Source organism: Cryptosporangium minutisporangium, assembly GCF_039536245.1.
Classification (GTDB): domain Bacteria; phylum Actinomycetota; class Actinomycetes; order Mycobacteriales; family Cryptosporangiaceae; genus Cryptosporangium; species Cryptosporangium minutisporangium.
Map to the genome: position 1 here is coordinate 53233 of NZ_BAAAYN010000041.1, position 19338 is coordinate 72570.

The 19338-nt window shown below is 71.8% G+C and carries 21 protein-coding genes; 8 read left to right on the forward strand and 13 right to left on the reverse strand.

What is annotated here, in order from left to right:
- Nucleotides 1-149: 149 nt before the first annotated feature.
- Nucleotides 150-1121, reverse strand: coding sequence for an alpha/beta fold hydrolase (locus ABEB28_RS28890; protein WP_345731396.1), 972 nt, complete (start codon nucleotides 1119-1121; stop codon nucleotides 150-152).
- Between the two features lie 76 nt (nucleotides 1122-1197).
- The gene (locus ABEB28_RS28895) at nucleotides 1198-3843 is read right to left on the reverse strand and encodes a hypothetical protein (RefSeq protein ID WP_345731397.1); all 2646 of its coding nucleotides are present in this window, start codon (nucleotides 3841-3843) and stop codon (nucleotides 1198-1200) included.
- Nucleotides 3844-4053: 210 nt separating this feature from the next.
- On the opposite strand from ABEB28_RS28895, the gene ABEB28_RS28900 reads away from it, so the two are divergent.
- Together ABEB28_RS28900 and ABEB28_RS28905 are read left to right on the forward strand one after the other, a co-directional pair.
- Nucleotides 4054-4731 (forward strand): TetR/AcrR family transcriptional regulator, encoded by a 678-nt coding sequence (locus tag ABEB28_RS28900; protein ID WP_376981238.1) that lies wholly within the window; start codon nucleotides 4054-4056, stop codon nucleotides 4729-4731.
- Nucleotides 4732-4837: 106 nt separating this feature from the next.
- Nucleotides 4838-5065 (forward strand): DUF3107 domain-containing protein, encoded by a 228-nt coding sequence (locus tag ABEB28_RS28905; protein WP_073258745.1) that lies wholly within the window; start codon nucleotides 4838-4840, stop codon nucleotides 5063-5065.
- Between the two features lie 62 nt (nucleotides 5066-5127).
- Here the strand turns inward: ABEB28_RS28905 and ABEB28_RS28910 are convergent, their stop codons facing one another.
- On the reverse strand, nucleotides 5128-5793 hold the full coding sequence (locus tag ABEB28_RS28910) for a ferritin-like fold-containing protein (protein ID WP_376981246.1): 666 nt from the start codon (nucleotides 5791-5793) through the stop codon (nucleotides 5128-5130).
- Between the two features lie 566 nt (nucleotides 5794-6359).
- Here ABEB28_RS28910 and ABEB28_RS28915 point away from each other — a divergent pair.
- The gene (locus ABEB28_RS28915) at nucleotides 6360-8117 is read left to right on the forward strand and encodes a DEAD/DEAH box helicase (protein ID WP_425559005.1); all 1758 of its coding nucleotides are present in this window, start codon (nucleotides 6360-6362) and stop codon (nucleotides 8115-8117) included.
- Nucleotides 8118-8202: 85 nt separating this feature from the next.
- Nucleotides 8203-8562: a translation initiation factor 2 gene (locus ABEB28_RS28920; protein WP_345731400.1), complete on the forward strand. Its 360-nt coding sequence runs from the start codon at nucleotides 8203-8205 to the stop codon at nucleotides 8560-8562.
- Between the two features lie 20 nt (nucleotides 8563-8582).
- On the opposite strand, the gene ABEB28_RS28925 is transcribed toward ABEB28_RS28920, so the two are convergent.
- A complete protein-coding gene (locus tag ABEB28_RS28925) occupies nucleotides 8583-9125 on the reverse strand; it encodes a hypothetical protein (RefSeq protein WP_345731401.1) in 543 nt (180 codons plus the stop codon).
- Nucleotides 9126-9247: 122 nt separating this feature from the next.
- On the opposite strand from ABEB28_RS28925, the gene ABEB28_RS28930 reads away from it, so the two are divergent.
- A complete protein-coding gene (locus tag ABEB28_RS28930) occupies nucleotides 9248-10141 on the forward strand; it encodes an alpha/beta fold hydrolase (RefSeq protein ID WP_345731402.1) in 894 nt (297 codons plus the stop codon).
- Nucleotides 10142-10167: 26 nt separating this feature from the next.
- Nucleotides 10168-11028, forward strand: a complete 861-nt coding sequence (locus tag ABEB28_RS28935; protein ID WP_345731403.1) for an oxygenase MpaB family protein — start codon at nucleotides 10168-10170, stop codon at nucleotides 11026-11028.
- 189 nt (nucleotides 11029-11217) lie between these two features.
- On the opposite strand, the gene ABEB28_RS28940 is transcribed toward ABEB28_RS28935, so the two are convergent.
- From ABEB28_RS28940 to ABEB28_RS28970, 7 genes are all read right to left on the reverse strand, one after another.
- Nucleotides 11218-12057, reverse strand: a complete 840-nt coding sequence (locus ABEB28_RS28940; RefSeq protein WP_345731404.1) for a RecB family exonuclease — start codon at nucleotides 12055-12057, stop codon at nucleotides 11218-11220.
- Nucleotides 12058-12128: 71 nt separating this feature from the next.
- A complete protein-coding gene (locus ABEB28_RS28945) occupies nucleotides 12129-13010 on the reverse strand; it encodes a PHP domain-containing protein (protein ID WP_345731405.1) in 882 nt (293 codons plus the stop codon).
- 135 nt (nucleotides 13011-13145) lie between these two features.
- Entirely contained in the window at nucleotides 13146-13898 is a 753-nt protein-coding gene (locus ABEB28_RS28950; protein WP_345731406.1) for a PH domain-containing protein, read from the reverse strand.
- Nucleotides 13899-14063: 165 nt separating this feature from the next.
- Entirely contained in the window at nucleotides 14064-14216 is a 153-nt protein-coding gene (locus tag ABEB28_RS28955) for a hypothetical protein (protein WP_345731407.1), read from the reverse strand.
- Nucleotides 14217-14302: 86 nt separating this feature from the next.
- On the reverse strand, nucleotides 14303-14965 hold the full coding sequence (locus ABEB28_RS28960; protein ID WP_345731408.1) for a DUF6758 family protein: 663 nt from the start codon (nucleotides 14963-14965) through the stop codon (nucleotides 14303-14305).
- Between the two features lie 89 nt (nucleotides 14966-15054).
- A complete protein-coding gene (locus ABEB28_RS28965) occupies nucleotides 15055-15684 on the reverse strand; it encodes a TrmH family RNA methyltransferase (protein WP_376981234.1) in 630 nt (209 codons plus the stop codon).
- 14 nt (nucleotides 15685-15698) lie between these two features.
- Nucleotides 15699-16202 carry a MaoC family dehydratase gene (locus ABEB28_RS28970; RefSeq protein WP_345731409.1) on the reverse strand — a complete coding sequence of 168 codons (504 nt, stop codon included), beginning with the start codon at nucleotides 16200-16202 and terminating at the stop codon, nucleotides 15699-15701.
- Between the two features lie 98 nt (nucleotides 16203-16300).
- Between ABEB28_RS28970 and ABEB28_RS28975 the strand changes: the two genes are divergently transcribed.
- Complete coding sequence (locus tag ABEB28_RS28975) at nucleotides 16301-16768, forward strand: hypothetical protein (RefSeq protein ID WP_345731410.1); 468 nt, start codon at nucleotides 16301-16303, stop codon at nucleotides 16766-16768.
- On the forward strand, nucleotides 16765-17622 hold the full coding sequence (locus ABEB28_RS28980) for an MFS transporter permease (RefSeq protein WP_345731411.1): 858 nt from the start codon (nucleotides 16765-16767) through the stop codon (nucleotides 17620-17622). Before ABEB28_RS28975 ends, ABEB28_RS28980 begins: the two co-directional genes overlap by 4 nt.
- Before the next feature lie 40 nt (nucleotides 17623-17662).
- On the opposite strand, the gene ABEB28_RS28985 is transcribed toward ABEB28_RS28980, so the two are convergent.
- Both ABEB28_RS28985 and ABEB28_RS28990 read right to left on the reverse strand, forming a co-directional pair.
- Nucleotides 17663-18076, reverse strand: coding sequence for a thiol-disulfide oxidoreductase DCC family protein (locus ABEB28_RS28985; protein WP_345731412.1), 414 nt, complete (start codon nucleotides 18074-18076; stop codon nucleotides 17663-17665).
- A gap of 33 nt (nucleotides 18077-18109) precedes the next feature.
- Nucleotides 18110-19231, reverse strand: coding sequence for a DUF2332 domain-containing protein (locus tag ABEB28_RS28990; RefSeq protein WP_345731413.1), 1122 nt, complete (start codon nucleotides 19229-19231; stop codon nucleotides 18110-18112).
- Nucleotides 19232-19338: the final 107 nt, after the last annotated feature.

The following is a 19338-nucleotide window of genomic DNA, read 5'->3' on the forward strand; positions in this document are numbered from 1 at the left end:
CTGTCCGGGCGGCGATCGTCCGGCGACTGTGCGGGGTCGTCTCCGCGTACGGACGGGCCCGCGGTCCGCTCGCTCAGTTCGCCTCCCCGGTCACTGTGTCCCCAGCCCCACCGCGGTTTACCCCGTGCACCACCAAGAATGCCCTTGCATCAACCCACGGCGGAGCGAATCTTCCGGTCCAGCAACGGAAGAACTGCCCGAGCCACGATACGGGGCGATTCGAGTTGAGCTGTATGTCCCACACCGCGTAGAACGAGCAGACGGCTATTCGGTATCGCTTTTGCGGTCCTTGTCGCCAATTTGACGTCGACCATCCGATCGCGATGACCCCAAATCACGAGCGTGGGCGCCTGAATCTGCCCGGCCAGGCGCCACAGCGAGCGACCCGGCGGCACCAGGTACGAGGCGACCAGACCACGCACCGACCGGACGTAGGCGACGGCTCCCCACGGCACCCCCAGCCGGTGCTCGGCCTCGGCGACGGCCTCGTCCCAGCGCTGCTCCGGGAGCGACGTCGGGTCGGCGAAACAGACGTCGACCATGCCCTGCGCCATCTGGTGCGGTGTCGCGGCCCGAAGGATGCGCTCCACCACCCGCTCGACGCGTGGCACGACCAGCACCGGGAGCATGTGGCGGTGCGTGGCCCGCGGGCGGTACACCGGCATCGCGGGCGAGATCAGCGTCAGCGTCCGCACCAAATCCGGACGCCGGGCGGCGGCCCGGATGACCACCGCACCGCCGAGCGAGTTGCCGAACAGGTGGACCGGACCGCGTCCGGACGCCTCGATCCAGCGGATCACCAGCTCCGCGTAGCCCTCCTGGCTGTAGCCGCCGGGCAGGGCCGGACCGCTACGCCCGAATCCGGGCAGGTCGATCGCCTGCCCGTCGAGCCGGTCGGAGAGGAGGTCGGCGAGGTCGGTCCAGTTCTGCCCAGAACCGCCGAGGCCGTGGACGTAGAGCGCCGGTTCGGCGTCCGGTGCGGTGGCCGGGGTGTCCCGGACGTGCACCTCGACCGTTCCACCTGGCCAGTCGATGTCGACGGTGCGTCCGGGCCAGGGCGGTACCGGTGGGACGGTGAGGGGGCGGACAGCGGAATCAGGGGCGAGTCGAGCTGGTCTCACTTTTCCCAGTGTGCCCGCTGACCCCGACTGGTCGTCCAGGTGTACTGCCCGTCACCGACGTCCGTGGACAGAACGCCTAGTAGCCGCCGTGCCGACCGTTCTCCTCGTCCGCGTAGCGCCGCCGCGCCCGGGGTGGCTGCTCACGCCGCTCCGGGTACTCGCCGGAGGAGCCGGGCGGACCCGACCGGTAGCCCCGCTCGGACTGGCTCGGCTCCCGTTGCGCCGGAGGTAGGGGCGGCTGCGGGTCGGCCCACGAGCCGCCGGGGCCGAGCGGGTCGTGCACCGGCCAGGCGCCGGTCGGCTCGGCGGCGTGCCGACGACGCGGCGGTGGCGTGGACGTGGGGCCGCCCAGACCGCTGGTGCCGTAGCCGGCGGAGCCCGACGCGGGTCCGAGCCCGCCCAGTCCGCCCGAGTTACCCAAGCCGCCGGGGGTCCCCAGACCACCCGAATTGCCCAGACCACCCGAGTTGCCCAGACCGCCCGGGCCGCCGAGTCCGGCCGGGCTGCCCGGCATCGCCGAACCACCGAGCCCCACCGGGCTACCCAAGCCTCCGACCGACCCGGAACCGAGCCCGGTCGAGCCGTATCCGTTCGGCCCCGCCCCGTTCGGCCCCGCCCCGTTCGGTCCTGCCCCGTTCGGCCCGGCGCCGTTCGCCCCGTAACCGTTCGGGCCGTGCGTCGACTGTCCCGGCCCGGCCGACGGTCCGTATCCGGACGCCTGACCCAACCCCGGCGGCTGGCCCAACCCGGAAGGCTGACCCAGACCCGAGGGCTGGCCCAGACCCGAGGGCTGGCCCAGACCAGACGGCCGGCTCAGGTCGGAGTGCCCGGGGCCGGGCTGGCCGAGACCCGCGGCGGGCTGCCCGGAGACCGGGGACTCCGCGCGACCGTGCCGCCCCCGCCCGCCGCCGGACCCACCGGTCGGCGACTGCTCGGGGAAACCAGGCGATTCCTCGGCGCGCCGTGGCGGCAGACCCAGCCCGCCGTACTCCCGCTCCAGGTAACTGCCGCTACCGAGCCCGCCGGACAGGCCGGACCGACCGCCCAACGCCGAACTGCCGTTCGTACCGGCGGCCCCGTTCGCCGCACTGTCGCCCGATGCCGCCGCACCGTGCGCGGTTCGGCCGTAGGACGGTGGGATGTTGCCCGGCTGGTCCGGAGTGGGAGTCGGGTCGTCCCAGCGCGGCGGCGTCCACTCGGCGGCGGGCGCCGGCTCGTCGGACGTCGGCCAGGACCACACCGGCTCCTCCGGCGGCGTCCAGGTGGGCTCGGCCGGCGGGGTGAAGACCGCGGACGCCGCCGAGGCCGAGAGATCGCCGCTGGTCCGAGCGTCCGGCTCCGGGTCGGACGGGAGCGGCAGATCTACGCTCGGGATCGATCCGCTCGTGCGGTCGGGGTCGATCGAGACGACCGGGAAACTTCCGGTCGGGTAGCGCTCGGCGGGCGCGGCCGCGGGCGAGACCGGCGCTTCCGCGTCCGGGGAGTCCTTGGTGACGTCGTTCCGAACCAGCCGCGCCCACGTGGCCGCCGCCCAGTCGCCCAGGTCGGCCGCGCCGTTCGGCCCCGGCGCGAGTTCCAACTCGCCGGTCGGGGCCGCGATCGACTCGGTGTACGGCGACGGCGAGACCAACGGCGTGCTCGGCGCGTACTCCGGCTCGACGCTGCTCGGAACCGGATAACTACCGGTATCACCGCGACGACGCCCGGGCGCCTCGGTCTGCGCTGCGGCCTCGCTCTGGGCGGCTGCGGCCCGGCGCGCCGCTCGGCCGCCTCGGATCGGCTCGCGGGCGGGCTCCGACGGCGTCGCGTCGGTGTGGGCGGCGTGGCCGCCCCCGCTCTCGGCGGCCGCCGCGTCCGGCTCCGGCTCGGCGTCGTAGGGCGGGACCTCGGGATCGTCGGGTCCCATGATCGTCCGGTACGTCGCGGTGTTCTCGACCGCGAGCGGCGGCACGGAGGGCGGGAAGCTGGTCGCCCAGGACGGCGCCGGGGCGGCGGTCTCCGGGAGCAGCGACTCGAACCGCCGGTTGAGCGCCGACAGCACCGCCCGCACCATCGCCTGGCGGGCGTCACCCCGGACCAGCGCGACACCGGCGAGGCGGTCGACCTGCCCCGGCGTCAACAGCGTCACGACCGCCACCGCGAGCCGGTCGGAGCCGATGTCGGTGAGCTCGGCCTGGTCGAGGCCGCAGCGGGCCCTGCCCTCCAGCAGCGCGTCGACCGCGTTGAGGGTCGCGCCGGCCACCGTCCGGAGCACCGTCCGTTCGACCGCGGGTCCGGTGGCGGAGCCCACCACCCGCGCCGAGGACGTCGCGAGCGCGACGTCCACCCGGACGTCGAGGCCGCCGGTGACGACCTGTAAGCGCTCCAGTTGGACGCGGCGCTGCGGGCCGTCGAGCGGAACGCTCCGAGCCTCGTCCACTCCGTCGTCCACCAGAACCGAGCGCGTCTGGTCCACCTCCACGCCGAGCCTTTCGTCCAGGATCCGGGTCACTGACCACGCCACTGCGGCCTCGTCGGCACCGTCGACGAGATCCACGTGCAGAGTACGGTCTCCACCCGCCGCCGTCCGAAGCTCGGCGCCACGGACCCCGACCACCGCGCGCACGGCGTCGAGCAACGCGGCCACCGCGATCGGCCGGGAACCGCCCGGACCGCGAGATCGCACCGTGAACACCGGACGCGCCCCAACCAGGTGCTGGTTGCGATGCGGAGCGGTGGTCACGACGTGCTCCCGTCTCGTTCGACCTCTCCCGCAGGCTACCGACGGATCGCCTGTCCGGTCAGGCACCTGAGGGGGAACGGTCCGGTACCGAAGGGTGCAAACGGACAGACCGAACGGCGGTTCCGCGGAGCGGGCAGAAGGTTCGAGACAGCTCGCGTACTCTTGCTACCCGGCGGTAAGTGCGGAGGTTCCGCAAGGCTGGAGGAGACCATGGCTACCCCGGTGAGCAGTGATCCTGTCACCGCGAGCAGCGGCAGAACCGGCCGTTTGCCTCGGTCGGCGCGGCGCCGGCAGTTGCTCACCGCCGCACAGGAGGTCTTCGTCGCCAACGGCTACCACGCCGCGGCGATGGACGACATCGCGGACCGGGCGGGAGTCTCCAAACCGGTCCTCTACCAGCACTTTCCCGGCAAGCTGGACCTCTACCTCGCGCTGATCGATCAGCACACCGAAGCCTTGGTGAACCACGTCACCCAGGCGTTGGCGGGCACGACCGACAACAAAATTCGCGTCCATCTCGCCACCAAGGCGTACTTCGACTTCGTCGACGGCGAGGGCGAGGCGTTCCGGCTCGTGTTCGAGTCGGACCTGCGCAACGAGCCCGCGGTGCGCGAGCGAGTGGAGCGCGCCTCCCAGCTCTGCATGGAGGCGATCGCCGACACGATCGGACATGACACCGGTGTCTCACGTGAGCGCGCCGAGTTGCTCGCGATCGGTTTGACCGGTGCGTCCGAGATCGCAGCGCGCTATTGGCTCAACGCGAACCGGTCCGTTCCGAAGGAGGAGGCCATCGCACTGCTGAGCACACTGCTCTGGCGCGGCATCTCCGACTTCCCACTGGAGCGGGAGGCGGACGGGTCTCGCCCCGAGAATTCCGCTGAGCGCTGACACCGCTGCCCGCGCCGCTCGACGACGCCACTCATCGGATAGCTTCTACAGCGTTGATGTGAGCGTCCGGGTACACATCGGTACCCGTCAGCGAGGAGGCACTGCGGTGGAGGTCAAGATCGGCGTGCAGTTCGCTCCACGCGAGCTCGTGCTGGAGAGCACCCAGAGCCAGGACGACGTGGAGCAGGCGGTCGCCGAGGCGCTGGCCGGCAAGAACAACCTGCTGTCCCTGGTCGACGAGAAGGGTCGACGAGTGGTCGTACCGGCCGACAAGATCGCCTACGTCGAGATCGCCGAGTCGGAACTCCGCCGCGTCGGCTTCGGAACGCCTTAATTCGGGCGGCCGTTGAACCACAGCGCGCCCGGCCGCGAGCACTTCGCGGCCGGGCGTTGTCGTCAGGTCTTCAGACCTAGGGCGTTGAGACGGGCGGTGTGGCCGGCGGTCAGGCGGTCGATCAGGGCCGCCAGCCCGGCGGGCCCGCTGGACTCGAATGGCTCCACCAGCGCCACCAGCGCCGGACGCGCCGCCACCACCAACTGCGCCTGGGTGACCGCTTCCGCCACCAGTCGCCGCGCCCAGAGCCCGAGCCGCCCGGCCAGCGTCGGGTCGACCTCCACGGCCGCGCGCACCTCGGCCACCGCGAACCCGGTGTGCCGGTCGTCGTGCAGCACCTCCAGGACGAGCGTCCGGTCGGGCTCGGCGAGCCGGGCGGCCACCTCGCGGTAGAAATCGTCCGCGATCCCGTCCCCGACGTAGGCCTTGACCAGCCCTTCGAGCCAGTCCCGCGGCCGGGTCGACTCGTGGTAGGCGTCCAGCGACGCGACGAACGGCGTCATCGCCTCGACGGGATCGGCGCCGAGCTCGGTGAGCCGGTCCGCGAGCCGCCGGTAGTGCACGAGTTCGGCGGCCGCCATCTCGCTCAACGCCGCACGTCGACGGAGGTCCGGTGCGAGCCGCGCGTCCACGCTGAGGTTGTCGAAGGCCACTAGGGCGCCGTAACTCAGCACGCCGAGCAGATCGGCCACGGACGGGCCCACACCGACGGGTTGATCGGCCGACAACTGGTCGGAGGCGTCGTTGCGACCCGAAACGCTCAGCGGAGGCTCCTCGACGGCGATGAGGTAGGACGTAATCACCGTAGAGCCTTCGGTCCGGTGGCGGTGTTCGTCACAGATCGCCGATCACATCGGTACACGACCTCGGCTGCACAGAAGGTCGCGGTACGCTATGAGCGAGGTGACACCCGTCACCGCTCTAACTCGCGCCGTAATGCCCAACTTCATGTGAGGGCCTCGCGTACGCGCCAACGGCCGTCCGGCCGGGCTGCGCACGCTCGCACGGCGCCGGTCGGACCACAAACGGTAGTACCAGCACCATCGCAGTACTGAGCATGGAATATCGAGCGCGGACCCCACTCAAGGCCGTCGTCCCGCTGAGCCCGCCACCGCATCGCGGTAGGCGTGAGGCTCGAGCGACGCGGAGTTGCTACCGGATCCACCAGGGCGTCTGCGCACTCGGAGAGAGGCGAAGACCCCTGAATACCCACATTTCACCCGACGTCGAACCGGCGTCCGATAACGCGCTGGCCGACGAAGACGCGCCCAGCGCCGTCGAGCTCGAGCACGCGGTGACCGGTGCCCCCGAAGACGAGCCGATCGAGGAGCTGACCGCCACCAAGCCGGTGAGCGAGCAGAACCCGCTCTTCGCCGACCTCGGCGTCCGGCCGGAGACGGTCGAGGCGCTGGCCGCGGCCGGCATCACCCGCGCGTTCGCGATCCAGGAGCTCACGCTTCCGATCGCGCTCGCGGGCAACGACCTGATCGGGCAGGCCCGTACCGGCACCGGCAAAACGCTGGGCTTCGGAATTCCGCTGCTGCAGCGGATCCAGGCGCCCGGCGAGGGCGACCGGTCGGCGACCGGCGCTCCGCAGGCTCTCGTCGTGGTTCCGACCCGCGAGCTCTGCGTCCAGGTCACGCGTGACCTCGCCGCCGCCGGTAAGACCCGCGGCATCCGCGTCCTGTCCGTCTACGGCGGGCGCGCGTACGAACCGCAGATCGGCGCGCTGAAGAACGGCGTCGAGGTCGTCATCGGTACGCCGGGACGGCTGCTCGACCTGGTCGAGCAGCGGCACCTGCAGCTCGGCGCGGTGTCGATCCTGGTCCTCGACGAGGCGGACGAGATGCTCGACCTGGGCTTCCTGCCCGACATCGAGCGCATCCTCGCGACGATCCCGACCGCGCGGCAGACGATGCTGTTCAGCGCAACGATGCCCGGCCCGATCGTGGCCCTGGCCCGCCACTTCATGCGGCAGCCGGTGCACATCCGGGCCGAGGAGCCGGACGCCGGCCGTACGGTGCCGGAGACCGCCCAGCACATCTACCGTGCGCACGCGCTGGACAAGGCCGAGATGCTCGCCCGCATCCTGCAGGCCCGCGACCGGGGCTTGACGATGGTCTTCTGCCGCACCAAGCGCACCGCGCAGAAGGTCGCCGACGACCTGGAAGAGCGCGGTTTCGCCGCCGCCGCCGTGCACGGTGACCTCGGTCAGGGTGCCCGCGAGCAGGCGCTCCGGGCGTTCCGCTCGGGCAAGGTCGACGTCCTGGTCGCGACCGACGTCGCCGCGCGCGGCATCGACGTCACCGGCGTCACCCACGTCATCAACTACCAGTGCCCCGAGGACGAGAAGACCTACCTGCACCGGATCGGTCGTACCGGCCGGGCCGGAGCGGACGGCGTCGCGGTCACGTTCGTCGACTGGGACGAGCTGACCCGCTGGAAGATGATCAACACGGCGCTCGACCTGCCGTTCGCCGACCCGCCCGAGACGTACTCGACCTCCGATCACCTGCTCGCCGAGCTGGACATCCCGGCCGAGGCGACCGGGGTTCTGCCCCGCAAGGAGCGGACCAGGGCCGGGCTCGACGCCGAAGAGGTCGAGGACCTCGGCGAGACCGGCGGCAAGAAGCCCAAGCGCACCCCCCGGGTGCGGCGGCGGGCCGACACCGACCAGGAGACACCGGTCGACGAGAGCGGTGACACCGACGACGCGGAGTTGGCGGCCCGGCGCCGTACCCGGCCCCGGCGGCGCACCCGCGGTGGCGAACTGCTGAGCACGACCCCGCTACCGGAGGGCGCCACCGACGAGGAGGCTCCCGGCGCGGTCGCGACGATCGCGCCGCCCCTGTTCATCCCCGCCGAGGACGACGCCAAGCCCGTCGACGAGTTCCGCTCGGTCGACGACGACGCGGACCAGCCCGCCGCCGAGGACGAGGACGGCGCGGCACCGCGGCGTCTCCGCCGGCGTCGCGGCGGTACCGCGCGTGCCCGGCGTCCGGGCGGCGACGAGTCCGCCGACGCACCGGCTGACGCGTCCGCGGCCGAGTAGTCCGATGACGGCGACCGGTCCTCGGCATCCGGGTGGGCCCCTGCATCCGAGTGGGCCGATGCATCCGGGCGGCCCGATCACGGGTGTGAACGGCTGGGCCGCCCCGGACGGCTCCGCGGACGACACCGCCTGGCGCCGTCCGACGGATTCGACGACCGCGGTCGAGTCGAGGTCCGGCAAGCCGGGCGGAGCGACGGCGATCCCCCCGCAGTACCAGGGGCCGCCGCGCATGCACCGACCGTCGGTGGCGGTGGGGTGGGGCCCGGTGATCACATCGGGCCCGACGCCACGTGCGCTGCCGTACCAGGACCACGAGGCGCTGGACCGCGAGGACGCTCAGGCTCGGGCTGTCACGGTCGGCGTCGGCGTGCTGACGCTCGTCGTCCTGTTCCTGCTGCTGTTGATGATGGTCATCCGGGCCGGTACGACCACCGGCGTCGCCTGACCGTCAGCGGTCGGGCCCGGTCATCCGCGGCCCGACCAGGTCATCCGCGCGCCGGTGTCGCCTGCCCGTACCACCGAGACGGCGGCACCGACGGCGGTGGCGAGCAACGCGACCGAGAGCACGACCGAGACGACGGTCAGTACGGTCGAACCGCTACTACTGCGCGGCTGCTCGCCGACCATCGACCACTGGTCGCGCTGGTCGTACTGGTCGTGGACCGGGGTCTGCGCGCGGCTGGTCCGGACCCGCTCGACGATGACGAGGACGACCGCGACGACGGCGAGCAGCACCGCCATGTTGCGGGTGTCGAGGCCGAAGCCGCCGTGCTCCTCCACGTCCGGCGTCACCCCGAGATACCGCGCGAGTCGGTCGCCGGTCTCGGCCGCGACGACCGACGCTCCGGCGCCGGAAACCGCGCTGAGTACCAGGACCCAGCCGACCTTCGACCGCAGCCGCGGCACCAGGACGTAGGCGAACGCGGCGAGTACCGCGATCGGCACCAGCACGACCGCCGCATGGACCACCAACGGGTGGGCCGGCAGGTCGAACACTCTCTCGAACACGGTGACCTCCGCAACGGCGTGACAGCCGTACCCTAGTGCGACAGGTGGGCACCTGTGCAGGCTCGGATGAGCACTAGCCACACGGAGAACACGAGCAACAGGTTCGGGAGCACACTGGGACGGTGACTCAGATCGCCCCCCACCGTGCCACCCGCGTCGATTTTCCCGGTCCCGGCTTCCCCGTCGCCGGCTGGGACGCGTCACCTCCCACCGGAAGCCGCCGTGGCACCGCTCTGTTCGTTCCCGGCTACACCGGGAGCAAGGAAGACTTCGCGCCGCTGGTCGACCCGCTGACCGACGCCGGGTACCGCGTCGTCGCGATCGACCAGCCAGGTCAGTTCGAGTCGCCCGGTCCCGACTCGCCGCTGGGCTACACGGTCGCCTGGTTGGCCGAGGTCGTCCGGGCGGTCGCCGCGGCCCTCGACGACGGCCCGGTCCATCTGGTCGGCCACTCCTTCGGCGGTCTGGTCTCCCGGGGCGCCGTGCTCGCAGCACCCGGCGACTTCCGGTCGCTCACGCTGCTCTGCTCGGGTCCGGAGGCGATCCTCGGCGCTCGACGCGACCGGATGGCCCGGCTCGAGGCGCTGCTGCCGCTCGGCATGGCCGCGGTGTACGACGCGGTCGAGGAGGGCGCCCGCCTCGACCCGAAGTGGCGCGAGGCGTCCCCCGAGCTCAAGGCGTTCCTGAAGAAGCGGTTCATCGCGTCCTCGGCGGCCGGCCTGCGAGGCATGGGCGACGCGCTGGGGTCGGAGCCGGACCGCACCGCCGACCTCGCGGCGACCGGCGTACCGCTGCTGGTCTGCTACGGCGAGCACGACGACGCTTGGCTGCCGCCGGTGCAGGCCGACATGGCACGCCGGCTCGGCGCGCGGCACGTGGTGATCCAGCGGGCCGCTCACTCACCGGCGATCGAGAACACGGCCGAGACGGTATTCGCGCTGGAGCGGTTCTGGACCGCCGTGGACGGTGACGAACGGGCGGTTTCGACGTCCGCGGTGCACACTGAGAGTCAGTGATCGGGGTACCGACTATTGGAGGACCGATGGTGATCTCCGACCTCGGCCTGTACGGCCCGGAGAGCGTCACCTGGCGGATCCACGCGGACCCGTCGATCGCGGTCGGTGGATTGCGGGCGCTGCTGCTCCAGGCACTGCACCCGGTCGCGATGGCGGGTGTCTCGGCGAACTCCGGGTACCGCCAGGACCCGTGGGGACGCCTGCTGCGCACGACCGAGTTCGTGGCGACCACCACGTTCGGTACCGCGTCGGCCGCCGAGGAGGCCGCCGGCCGGGTCCGCCGCCTGCACCGGCGGCTCACCGCGGTGGACCCCGACACCGGTGAGGCCCATCCGGTGGACGATCCCTCGCTGCTGCTCTGGGTGCACTGCTGCGAGGTGGATTCGTTCCTCTACGCCGCGCGGCGGGGAGGTCTCCGGCTGTCCGACGCCGACGCCGATCGGTACCTCGCCGAGCAGGTACGCCAGGCTCGCCTGATCGGCCTGACGCCGGACGCGGTCGATGTCCCGCGCACGACGACCGAGCTCGCCGCCTACTTCGACGAGATGCGGCCGCGGCTTCGGGCCACCCGGCCGGCTTACGAGGGGCTGAAGCTGCTGAGCGCACCGCCGATGCGGTGGTGGGTGCGCTGGGCGACGCCGGCGGCGCCGAGTTGGGGCGCGCTGGTCGCGATGGGGTTCGGGCTGTTGCCGAGCTGGGCCAAGCGGATGTACACGCACCTGCCCGCGCTGCCCGGCAGCGAGATGACGGCGGTGGCGAGCCTGCGGGCACTCCGCACCGCGGTGCTCGCGCTGCCGGCGTCGGTGCGGGAAGGGCCGCAGCTCAAAGCCGCCCGCGCCCGCGTCGCCGCCGTCCCCATCCGCCGCCTAGAGGCTCTTCCCGCGTAGTGCACGGCCCGCCCAGGGGCGAGCCTGACAGGCGAGCGCGAGGCCTTGAGACCACCCAAGGTCGAGCCCCGCGGAAGCCGCCTCGCGCGGCGCCCGACAGCGGCGGGTCCGTGTTCGCTGCGGCCTCGCGCTCGAATGCCAGCCTCGTCCTGGACGGGCTCCAGGTCCGTACGAAGCGACGGGCGGACCTTAGGGCTGGGTGGGTATGGCCGCCCACGGGTCCTTTGGCGGAGCTGCGGCTTGGCCTTCCGGGCAGTGGCGGCGGAAGTCGCACCACGAGCACCGGGGCCCTGGCGCCGGCGGGAACGCCTCGTCGGCGGACGCCCCACCGTCCTTGAAGCGCGTCTCCGCCTCGACCGCGTCGGCCGCGGTCTGTTCCGCCCGCCTCAGGTGGCGCTGGAGCCGCTCCGGCGTGTGCACGTGGGTGTAGACCTCCCCCGCGCTCAGGTGGTGCAGCTCGACGCGCTGGCAGGGCCGGCGCAACGTCCGTGCCGCCGCCAACGCGTAGAGCGCCAACGCCTGCGAGCCCGCGGCGTCCTGTTCGGAGAGCGCCGCCCGCCCGGTCTTGTAGTCGACCACCACCGGCTCGCCGTTCCGATCGTCGAGCCGGTCGATCCGTCCGGAGATCGCGAGCGTCTCGGTGCGCATCGCCACCGTCCGCTCCAACCCGAACGGCTCGGCGTCGGGGTCGACCGTCGACAGGTAACTCTCCAGCCAGCCCACCGCGAGTTGCTTGGCCGTCGCCTGCTGCTCGGCGTCCCGGTAGCCGTCGGAGATCCAGGCCTCGTTCAGCAGCGTCCGGCTCGCCTCCGGCGTCCGCCGCTGCCGGGGCAGCAACCACCACGACCGCAGCGCGTTGTGCACGCTCGCACCGAGCGCGTTGTGCGCCCACGGCGCACCCTTCGGCGGCGACGGTCGGTCGACGTAGCTCATCCGGTACCGACGCGGGCACTCGGCGAAAGCCGCCAGTTTGGACGGCGTGCAGGCGTAGAGGCGGGTGGGCATCCCGGCCAGACCAAGCTGTTCCATTACCACCCATCCTTCCACTGGAGCACAGCCTCCCACGGCGCACCGACAGAACCCGAGGCGCGTGTGGACAGCTAGGGCTTGGGCAGCGGCCACTGGTCGCGGGCCGTGACCGGCGCCGCGCCGGTCGCGCGGGAGATCAGTTCCTCGTAGACCTCCGGACGCGTGGTGTGCTCACCGAGCCCCACCGTCTTGTTCGTCCCGTGGAAGTCGCTGGATCCGGTGGTCAACAGACCGAGATCGGCGGCGATCCCGGACAACGCCGCCCGCTCGGAGGCGTCGTGGTCCGGGTGATCGATCTCCAGACCGGTCAGGCCGGCGGCGGCGAGCTCGGCGAACACGTCGTCGTCGATCACCCGTCCCCGCTTGGACGCCTTGGGATGGGCCAGCACGCTGACGCCGCCCGCTCCGCGGACCAGGCGCAGCGCGTCCAGCACCTCGAGGTCGCGCTTCGGCACCCGGTACCGCGCCCCCAGCCACTCCGACCGGAACGCCGTCGGCACGTCGGCCACCACACCGGCGGCGACCAGCGCCTGAGCGACGTGCGGACGGCCCACCGGCGCACCGTCGGCGATCGCCAACACGTCCTGCCACGTGATCGGCGCCCCGTCGGCCACGAGCATGCCGACCATCTCCTCCGCCCGGGTGAGGCGGGACGCCCGGAGCATCGCCCGCTGGGCGGCGAACGCCGGCTCGGTGGGGTCGAACAGGTACGCGAGCAGGTGCAGGCTGATCGACCAGCCGTTCTCGAGCTCCCAGAGGCAGGACAGCTCCGCACCGGGCACGAGTACCAGGCCGGGTGGCAGCGCCTCGATCGCCGGCCGCCACCCCGCCGTCGTGTCGTGATCGGTCAGCGCGACGACGTCGAGCCCGGCCTCCACCGCGTCGACGACCAGCTGGGCCGGGCGTACCGTGCCGTCGCTCGCCGTCGAGTGCGTATGCAGGTCGATGCGCATGGACGGCGGGCCTCACGAACTCCGACAGACGGACGATGCCGGGCACGGACGTGCCCAGACGTCACCCTAGTACTGCACGTCGGAAGCCCGTCGGGGCGGATGCGTGCCGACCGCGGGGGCCGGTGACCGCACGCGTCAGTCGCCCTCGTCGCCGACCGCCAGCATCTCGTCGGGGTCGTACATGACCTGGCAGAAGAGCAGGTACAGCTCGTTCGGGTACGGCAGCGGGGCGATCTCCCGCAGCGCCTGGTCCTGCCCCGCGGACTCCAGGACGAACGTGCCGTAGTTGAGGACCCGGCCGAGCGGGCTCTGCTGGTAAGCCATGTCGGTCACCCGGGCCAGCGGCATCATCGCGACCTTGCGGGTCACGATGCCCTCGATCAGCATCACCCGCTTGTCGGTGAGCACGAACTTGTCGAAGTACCAGTCGCCGATCTTGTAGCCGGCCGCGATCAGCAGCGCCAGCCAGAGCAGCGTCGCAGCGCCGGCGACGTACGGAACGTTCTGCATCGCCCCGACGAGGTAGCCGAGCAGCAGCGTGCCGGCGGCGAGCGCGAGCAGCCAGCGGATCACGTGGATCCAGTGCCGACGCCATTCGCCGCAGTACCGCTCGCTGTCGAACAGGTACTGCGCGACGTGCCGCGTCGGCTCCAGTTGCGGCCGGTACGGCCGGGGCGGAGGAGGCGGGGCCGGAGCGGCGGTCGGGGGTGCGGGCGGCGGCGGACGACCGGCCGACGGATCCGGTGCCGGCGGTGGAGGCGGGCCGGGCGGGTCGTCGTCGGTCTGAACCGGCGTGATGCCGAGCCCGACCGGCGGCGGGTCGTGCAGCGTACGACGACCGAGATCGCGCTCCGGGCTCGACCCGGCGCCTGGGTCGTCTGCGGCCATCGCGCACCTCCACGGGGGGACGGAAGTGGACTACCGGGTGCTGTTGATGCTGTACCCGGCGTCGAGGACTTTAAGGAACCTCTTCCGGTCCGGCTCACCGCGGTTCGCCTACCTGGAGTGGCAGCCCTGGGCGGCGAACGGGCGAACCGAGCCTGAACAAGTTCCTTAGAACACGTTGGACACGAACGTCCCGAACCCGGTCGCGATGTCACGCAAGCCTTCGCCGAGCGAACGCAGTAAGTTGGCGGCGTCTCCCGGTTGGGTCACGATGTAGAACACGAAAAATGCAACCGCGATCCAACTCAGGGCCTTTTTCACTGCAGCCCTACCTCCCGCTCGGCAATGAACGCCGTTCTACCATCGCGGGCAAGCCGGAGCGAACATACGCAGGCCGTGTCGGCGGGTCAGCTGACTCCTTCCTCCGGTGGTCCCCATTGAAGGTACGGCGAGAGCGCCCCGAACGGCAACGGACCTGGTAGCCCATCGCGACCGTCCTGCAACACAAAGTGTTCGGCGAACACGTAACCGGCCTCCCCCGGCCACGCGACGGCCCAGAGCCACATACCCTTGGCCTCACCGACGTACGCGCAACGGTCGCGCTCCGTGTCGATCGACCACAGCGGTGTGGGGTGCCCGGCGGCCACCACTTTGGCGTGCGCGTTCGTATCGAGCAGCCCGCCGCAGAGCATCTCGCCCGCGTCCAGACCGGACAGGCCCGCGAACCGCGCCCCCAGCCCCACACCCGGCTCCTCGGCCACCAGGACGACGTCGGCGACACCGCCCAGCGGCGCCGGTCCGGTACAGGCCACCGCCGTGGCGACGATCGGACGCCGATCGTCCCCGGCCCAGGCGAGCCCGGTGATCGTCCAGTCGGGCAGCATCGGCCAGGGCAGCCAGACCGGCACCCCGGCGTCCACCCGGACGGCGTCCAGCACGTCCGTGCCGAGCTGGCGGGCGACGTGCAGCGGCGGCACGGCCCCGTGCACAGCGCAGCGCCAATCGCTGCTCATGAGATCCGGGGCGCGGACCACACGCGCGCAGCGCGGACAACAAGACGGTGATGACACACGGCAACCGTCCGCCCTCAGACCGTGTCCCGTCAAGACCTGACACGATCGGACAATTCAGTCTGATTCTCTCAGCGGTACCGCAGGGCTCATTGCGGCACTGCGTAGCGACGGATCCAGGCGTGCATCGCGATGCCGGACGCCACGCCGGCGTTGATCGACCGGGTCGAGCCGAACTGAGCGATCGAGCAGACCAGGTCGAGTCCGGCGCGGGCACTGTCGGAGAGGCCGGGGCCCTCCTGCCCGAACAGCAGGACGCACTCCCGCGGCAGTTCGACGGTCTCCAGCGGCACGGCGCCGGGCAGGTTGTCGATCCCGACCACCGGGAGCTGCTCGGCCGCCGCCCACGACAACAACCCGGCGACGTCCTCGTGGTAGCGGATGTGCTGGTAGCGATCGGTCACCATCGCGCCCCGCCGGTTCCACCGGCGGCGTCCGACGATGTGCACCTCGCGGGCGAGGAACGCGTTCGCATTGCGGACGACCGTCCCGATGTTGAGGTCGTGCTGCCAGTTCTCGATCGCGACGTGGAACGGGTGCCGGATCCGGTCGAGGTCGTCGACGATCGCCTCGCGACGCCAGTACCGGTACCGGTCGACGACGTTGCGCCGGTCGCCGGCCGCGAGCAACTCCGGGTCGTAGCGCGGATCGGTGGGCCACGGTCCCTCCCATGGCCCCACCCCAACGGCCAGCTCCGGTTCTTCGTCCAGCGCGGTCACGGCGCCAACCGTACTCAGGCCTTCGGCTCGGGCCTTCCGGGCTGCTCGCCGCCGCGGGAGTCGCCGTACGAGCGCTTGGGGACCATCACCTTGCGGCGGAACACGCAGACGACGGTCCCGTCCTGCTTGTAACCCTTGGTCTCGACGTAGACGACGCCGCGGTCGTCCTTCGACTTGGACGGCGTCTTGTCGAGGACCGTCGTCTCGCCGTAGATCGTGTCACCGTGGAACGTCGGCGCGATGTGGCGGAGCGACTCCACCTCGAGGTTCGCGATCGCCTTGCCGGAGACGTCCGCCACCGACATGCCGAGCAGCAACGAGTAGATGTAGTTGCCGACCACGACGTTCTGCTTGAAGTCGGTCGTCTGCTCCGCGTAGTGCGCGTCCATGTGCAGCGGATGGTGGTTCATCGTGATCAGGCAGAACAGGTGGTCGTCGTACTCGGTCACCGTCTTGCCGGGCCAGTGCTTGTAGACCGCGCCGACCTCGAACTCTTCGAAGTACCGACCGAACTGCATACGACCGCTCCCGTCTGCCTACGTTGGCTACTGGCTGGTAACAAGGATCTTGCCGGGCCGTTCCGGTGGCTGCAGCGACGAGTGTCACACTGCCGGACGTGGAGGCGACCCTGGGGGAAGAGATCACCGAGCCGGGCCCGGGTCCGCTCGGCCGACGCATTCGGATCGGCGCGGCGCTGGCCGTCCTGGCACTGCTGGTGGCCGGGACGCTGCTCGGGCAGGACGACGACTTCCCGTTCGCCCCGTTCCGGATGTACTCCACGACCGACCGGCTGGACGCACCGGTCCGCTCGCTGCGCGTCGAGGCGGTCACGGTCGACGGCGAGCGGATCGTGCTGAAGGACTCCGACACCGGCCTCCGCCGGGCCGAGTTCGAGGGCCAGCAGCAGCGCCTCAAGAACGACCCGGCCCTGCTGGACGCGGTCGCGGTGGCCTATCACCGGCGGCATCCCGACCGCCCCCAGCTGGCGCGCATCGACGTCGTCGTACGCTTCATCGAGCTGCGGGACGGGCGTCCGACCGGCGAGTGGCGGGACACCACGACCGTGCGGCGGGAGATCCCGTGACCGTGCACCCCGGAAACCTCGCGAGTGGCGTCGAGCGCTGGTTCTTCACGCCGGTCGCACTCGGGCGGATCGCCGTCCTGAGGACGATCGCGTACCTGTTCGTGCCGCTGGACGTCTTCCTGATCACGCCGTGGGCGCTGGCCCATCGGGACGTCCCGGTCGCGCTCTACCAACCGCTGCGGATCGCCCGGCTGCTCGCTCTGCCGGAACCGACTCACGCGCTCGTCGTGGGGCTCTGTGCTGCGCTGGTGATCACCGCGCTGGCGGCGGCGACCGGACGGGCCCCCCGGGTACTCGGGACGCTCGTCGCGGTGCTGTATCTCGCGTGGATGCTGGTCGCCATGTCCTACGGCAAGGTCGACCACGACCGGGCCGGGTATCTCGTGCTGCTCGCCGTGCTGCCGACCGTCGGCCGGGCCCGCTGGGGTGATCGAACTCTCTCGGCGCGGGCGGGCTGGGCGATCCGGGCCACCGCGATCGCGGTGGTCTGCACCTACTTCCTGGCCGCCTGGGCGAAGCTCCGGTTCGGCGGGGTCGACTGGCTCACCGGCGCTACCTACACGAAGGCCGTGCTCCGGCGCGGAACGATCTTGTCCGACTGGACCGTGCACGTTCCGTACCTGCTGATGCTGGCGCAGATCGGCACGATCGTGTTCGAGCTGTGCAGCCCGGTGCTGCTGTTCCTGCGCGGGCGGTGGCAGGTGCGCGCGGTGCTGTTCCTGTTCGCTTTCCACGCGATGGTGTACGCGGCGCTGACGATCGCGTTCTGGCCGCACCTGATCGCGCTGACCGCCCTTCTCCCCCTGGAACGCCTCCGGGTACCGAGGAGAAGCGCCGCGGACGCTCCGCACTGACGGCTCGGTAGGGCGCCCAGGGCGGCGTCGGCGATCGTTCTCAGTGAGGTGACCGTTCCGGTCGGGCCGCCGTCCGATCGCGCTCGGCCTGCGGTAGGGCACACGCGGCCGTACCACCCGGCAGACGGTGGCGGTTGCGGGCCACCCAGCGATAGACCGGCCACGCGAGCGCCCGCACCGGCGGCAGCCGCAGCACCCACCCGGCCGGCCGCCAGAACGAGCCCGCGTCGACCAGCAGTTCGGCGATCGCGTCCGGACCGGCCGCCCGACGCCGGGACGAGATCCACTGCACGGCGGTCTCGGCCTCGTCCACGGTGAGCCCGAGCGCATCCAGGTCGCTGTGCTGCCACGCGACGACCGCCGCCGACGTCGGGATGCGGCGCTCGATGAATCGCGCACACGTCGAACAGAACGCGCAGTCACCGTCGTAGACGAACGTAGCCATGCGTCCCATTCTGCCGGGACCCAGGACGCCGCCGGAGGCGCCTCAGGATGCCCAGACGAACGGGGTACCGTGGCCGTTCGCGGTGCCGAGCAGGTGGGTTCGACCCTCCGGCCAGAGCGTGAGCCGAGCCTCGAACCGGGGCTGCCCGTGCTCGTCGGCCTCCAGCTCGAACCCCAGCCGCGCCAGCGGAGCATGGCCGGTGGCGTCCTCTCCGACGTCGGTGAGCAGCGCCTCGACCCCGCGCCACACGTCCGGGTCGACGTAGCCCTTGATGACCGAGTGCCACACGACGGTCAGGGTCCCCGCTGCACTCTCCGCGAGCCGATCGCCCAGCCAGGAGACGGTGTCGGACACCGGCTCGACCGAGGCCGGCACCCGCTCGGCGACCGCGATCGCCGCACGCAGCCGCTCCAACCGCTCGGGCTGGTCGGCCCAGACCAGCGCCTCCAGCCGCCGCCGGTGCCCGGGATCGGCCGGGTCGAGCGGCGCCGGGTCCGACCCACGCCGCTCCACCACGCGCACCGGCGTCCGTAGCGGCACCGGCACCGGTCCCTGCCAGGGCTCGTCGAGGACCAGTGGACTGTCCGGGTCGCCGCACAGCCCCGCCGCCGTCCGGTAGCCGAACCGGTCCGCGCGCAGGTTCAACCCGGCCGACGCCCCGATCTCCAGCAGCCGGATCGGCAGGCCGGTGCGGTAGGCGAGCACGAGCAGCCCGGCGTAGAGCACGGCGGCCCGCCCGGACTCGTTCGTCTGCACCGGGGCCGACAGAGCGGCGGCGACCCGATCCGCGTGCTCCGCGAGAACCTGCCGGACGACTCGCCACGCCTCGTCCGGCGACCCGTCGCCGCCGACGCTCGGGTAGTACGGCGCCAACTCGGGCAGCGCACCGTCGAGGACCAGGTGGTGCAGGGCGGCCATCAAGCGGAGGCCGGCCGCCGGATCCGCGGCGTACGGCGCGAGCAGCGTCGCGGCCGGCCCGTTCGCGTCGACGTCCGCCGCCGCCCCACGGAGCAGTTCGCGGTAGAGCGGACTGCGGTCGCCGCAGGACGCCGCCTGCCAGCGCAGGTGTCCGGGCAGGTCACCCGCCTCGGGGAACGGGGGCAGGTCGGGCGCGGCGCTGGACGGCGACTGAGTGAGCTGCGCCGCGCTCGAGCGCTCGGTCATGACGGCCTCCTACGGCTCCGGTAATCGGACTTTTGACACAGCCGTGTCCTGCTGGCGCTCGAACGCTTGTTCGAATACTGTGGACTTCGACGCGGGGATCGCGTCGA

Coding starts and splice junctions, on each gene's coding strand:
- ABEB28_RS28950 (WP_345731406.1), bottom strand. CDS start 13,898: ATGGCCGCAGACGACCCAGGCGCCGGGTCGAGCCCGGAGCGCGATCTC.
- ABEB28_RS28900 (WP_376981238.1), top strand. CDS start 4,054: ATGGCTACCCCGGTGAGCAGTGATCCTGTCACCGCGAGCAGCGGCAGA.
- ABEB28_RS28990 (WP_345731413.1), bottom strand. CDS start 19,231: ATGACCGAGCGCTCGAGCGCGGCGCAGCTCACTCAGTCGCCGTCCAGC.
- ABEB28_RS28935 (WP_345731403.1), top strand. CDS start 10,168: ATGGTGATCTCCGACCTCGGCCTGTACGGCCCGGAGAGCGTCACCTGG.
- ABEB28_RS28985 (WP_345731412.1), bottom strand. CDS start 18,076: ATGGGACGCATGGCTACGTTCGTCTACGACGGTGACTGCGCGTTCTGT.
- ABEB28_RS28970 (WP_345731409.1), bottom strand. CDS start 16,202: ATGCAGTTCGGTCGGTACTTCGAAGAGTTCGAGGTCGGCGCGGTCTAC.
- ABEB28_RS28940 (WP_345731404.1), bottom strand. CDS start 12,057: ATGGAACAGCTTGGTCTGGCCGGGATGCCCACCCGCCTCTACGCCTGC.
- ABEB28_RS28945 (WP_345731405.1), bottom strand. CDS start 13,010: ATGCGCATCGACCTGCATACGCACTCGACGGCGAGCGACGGCACGGTA.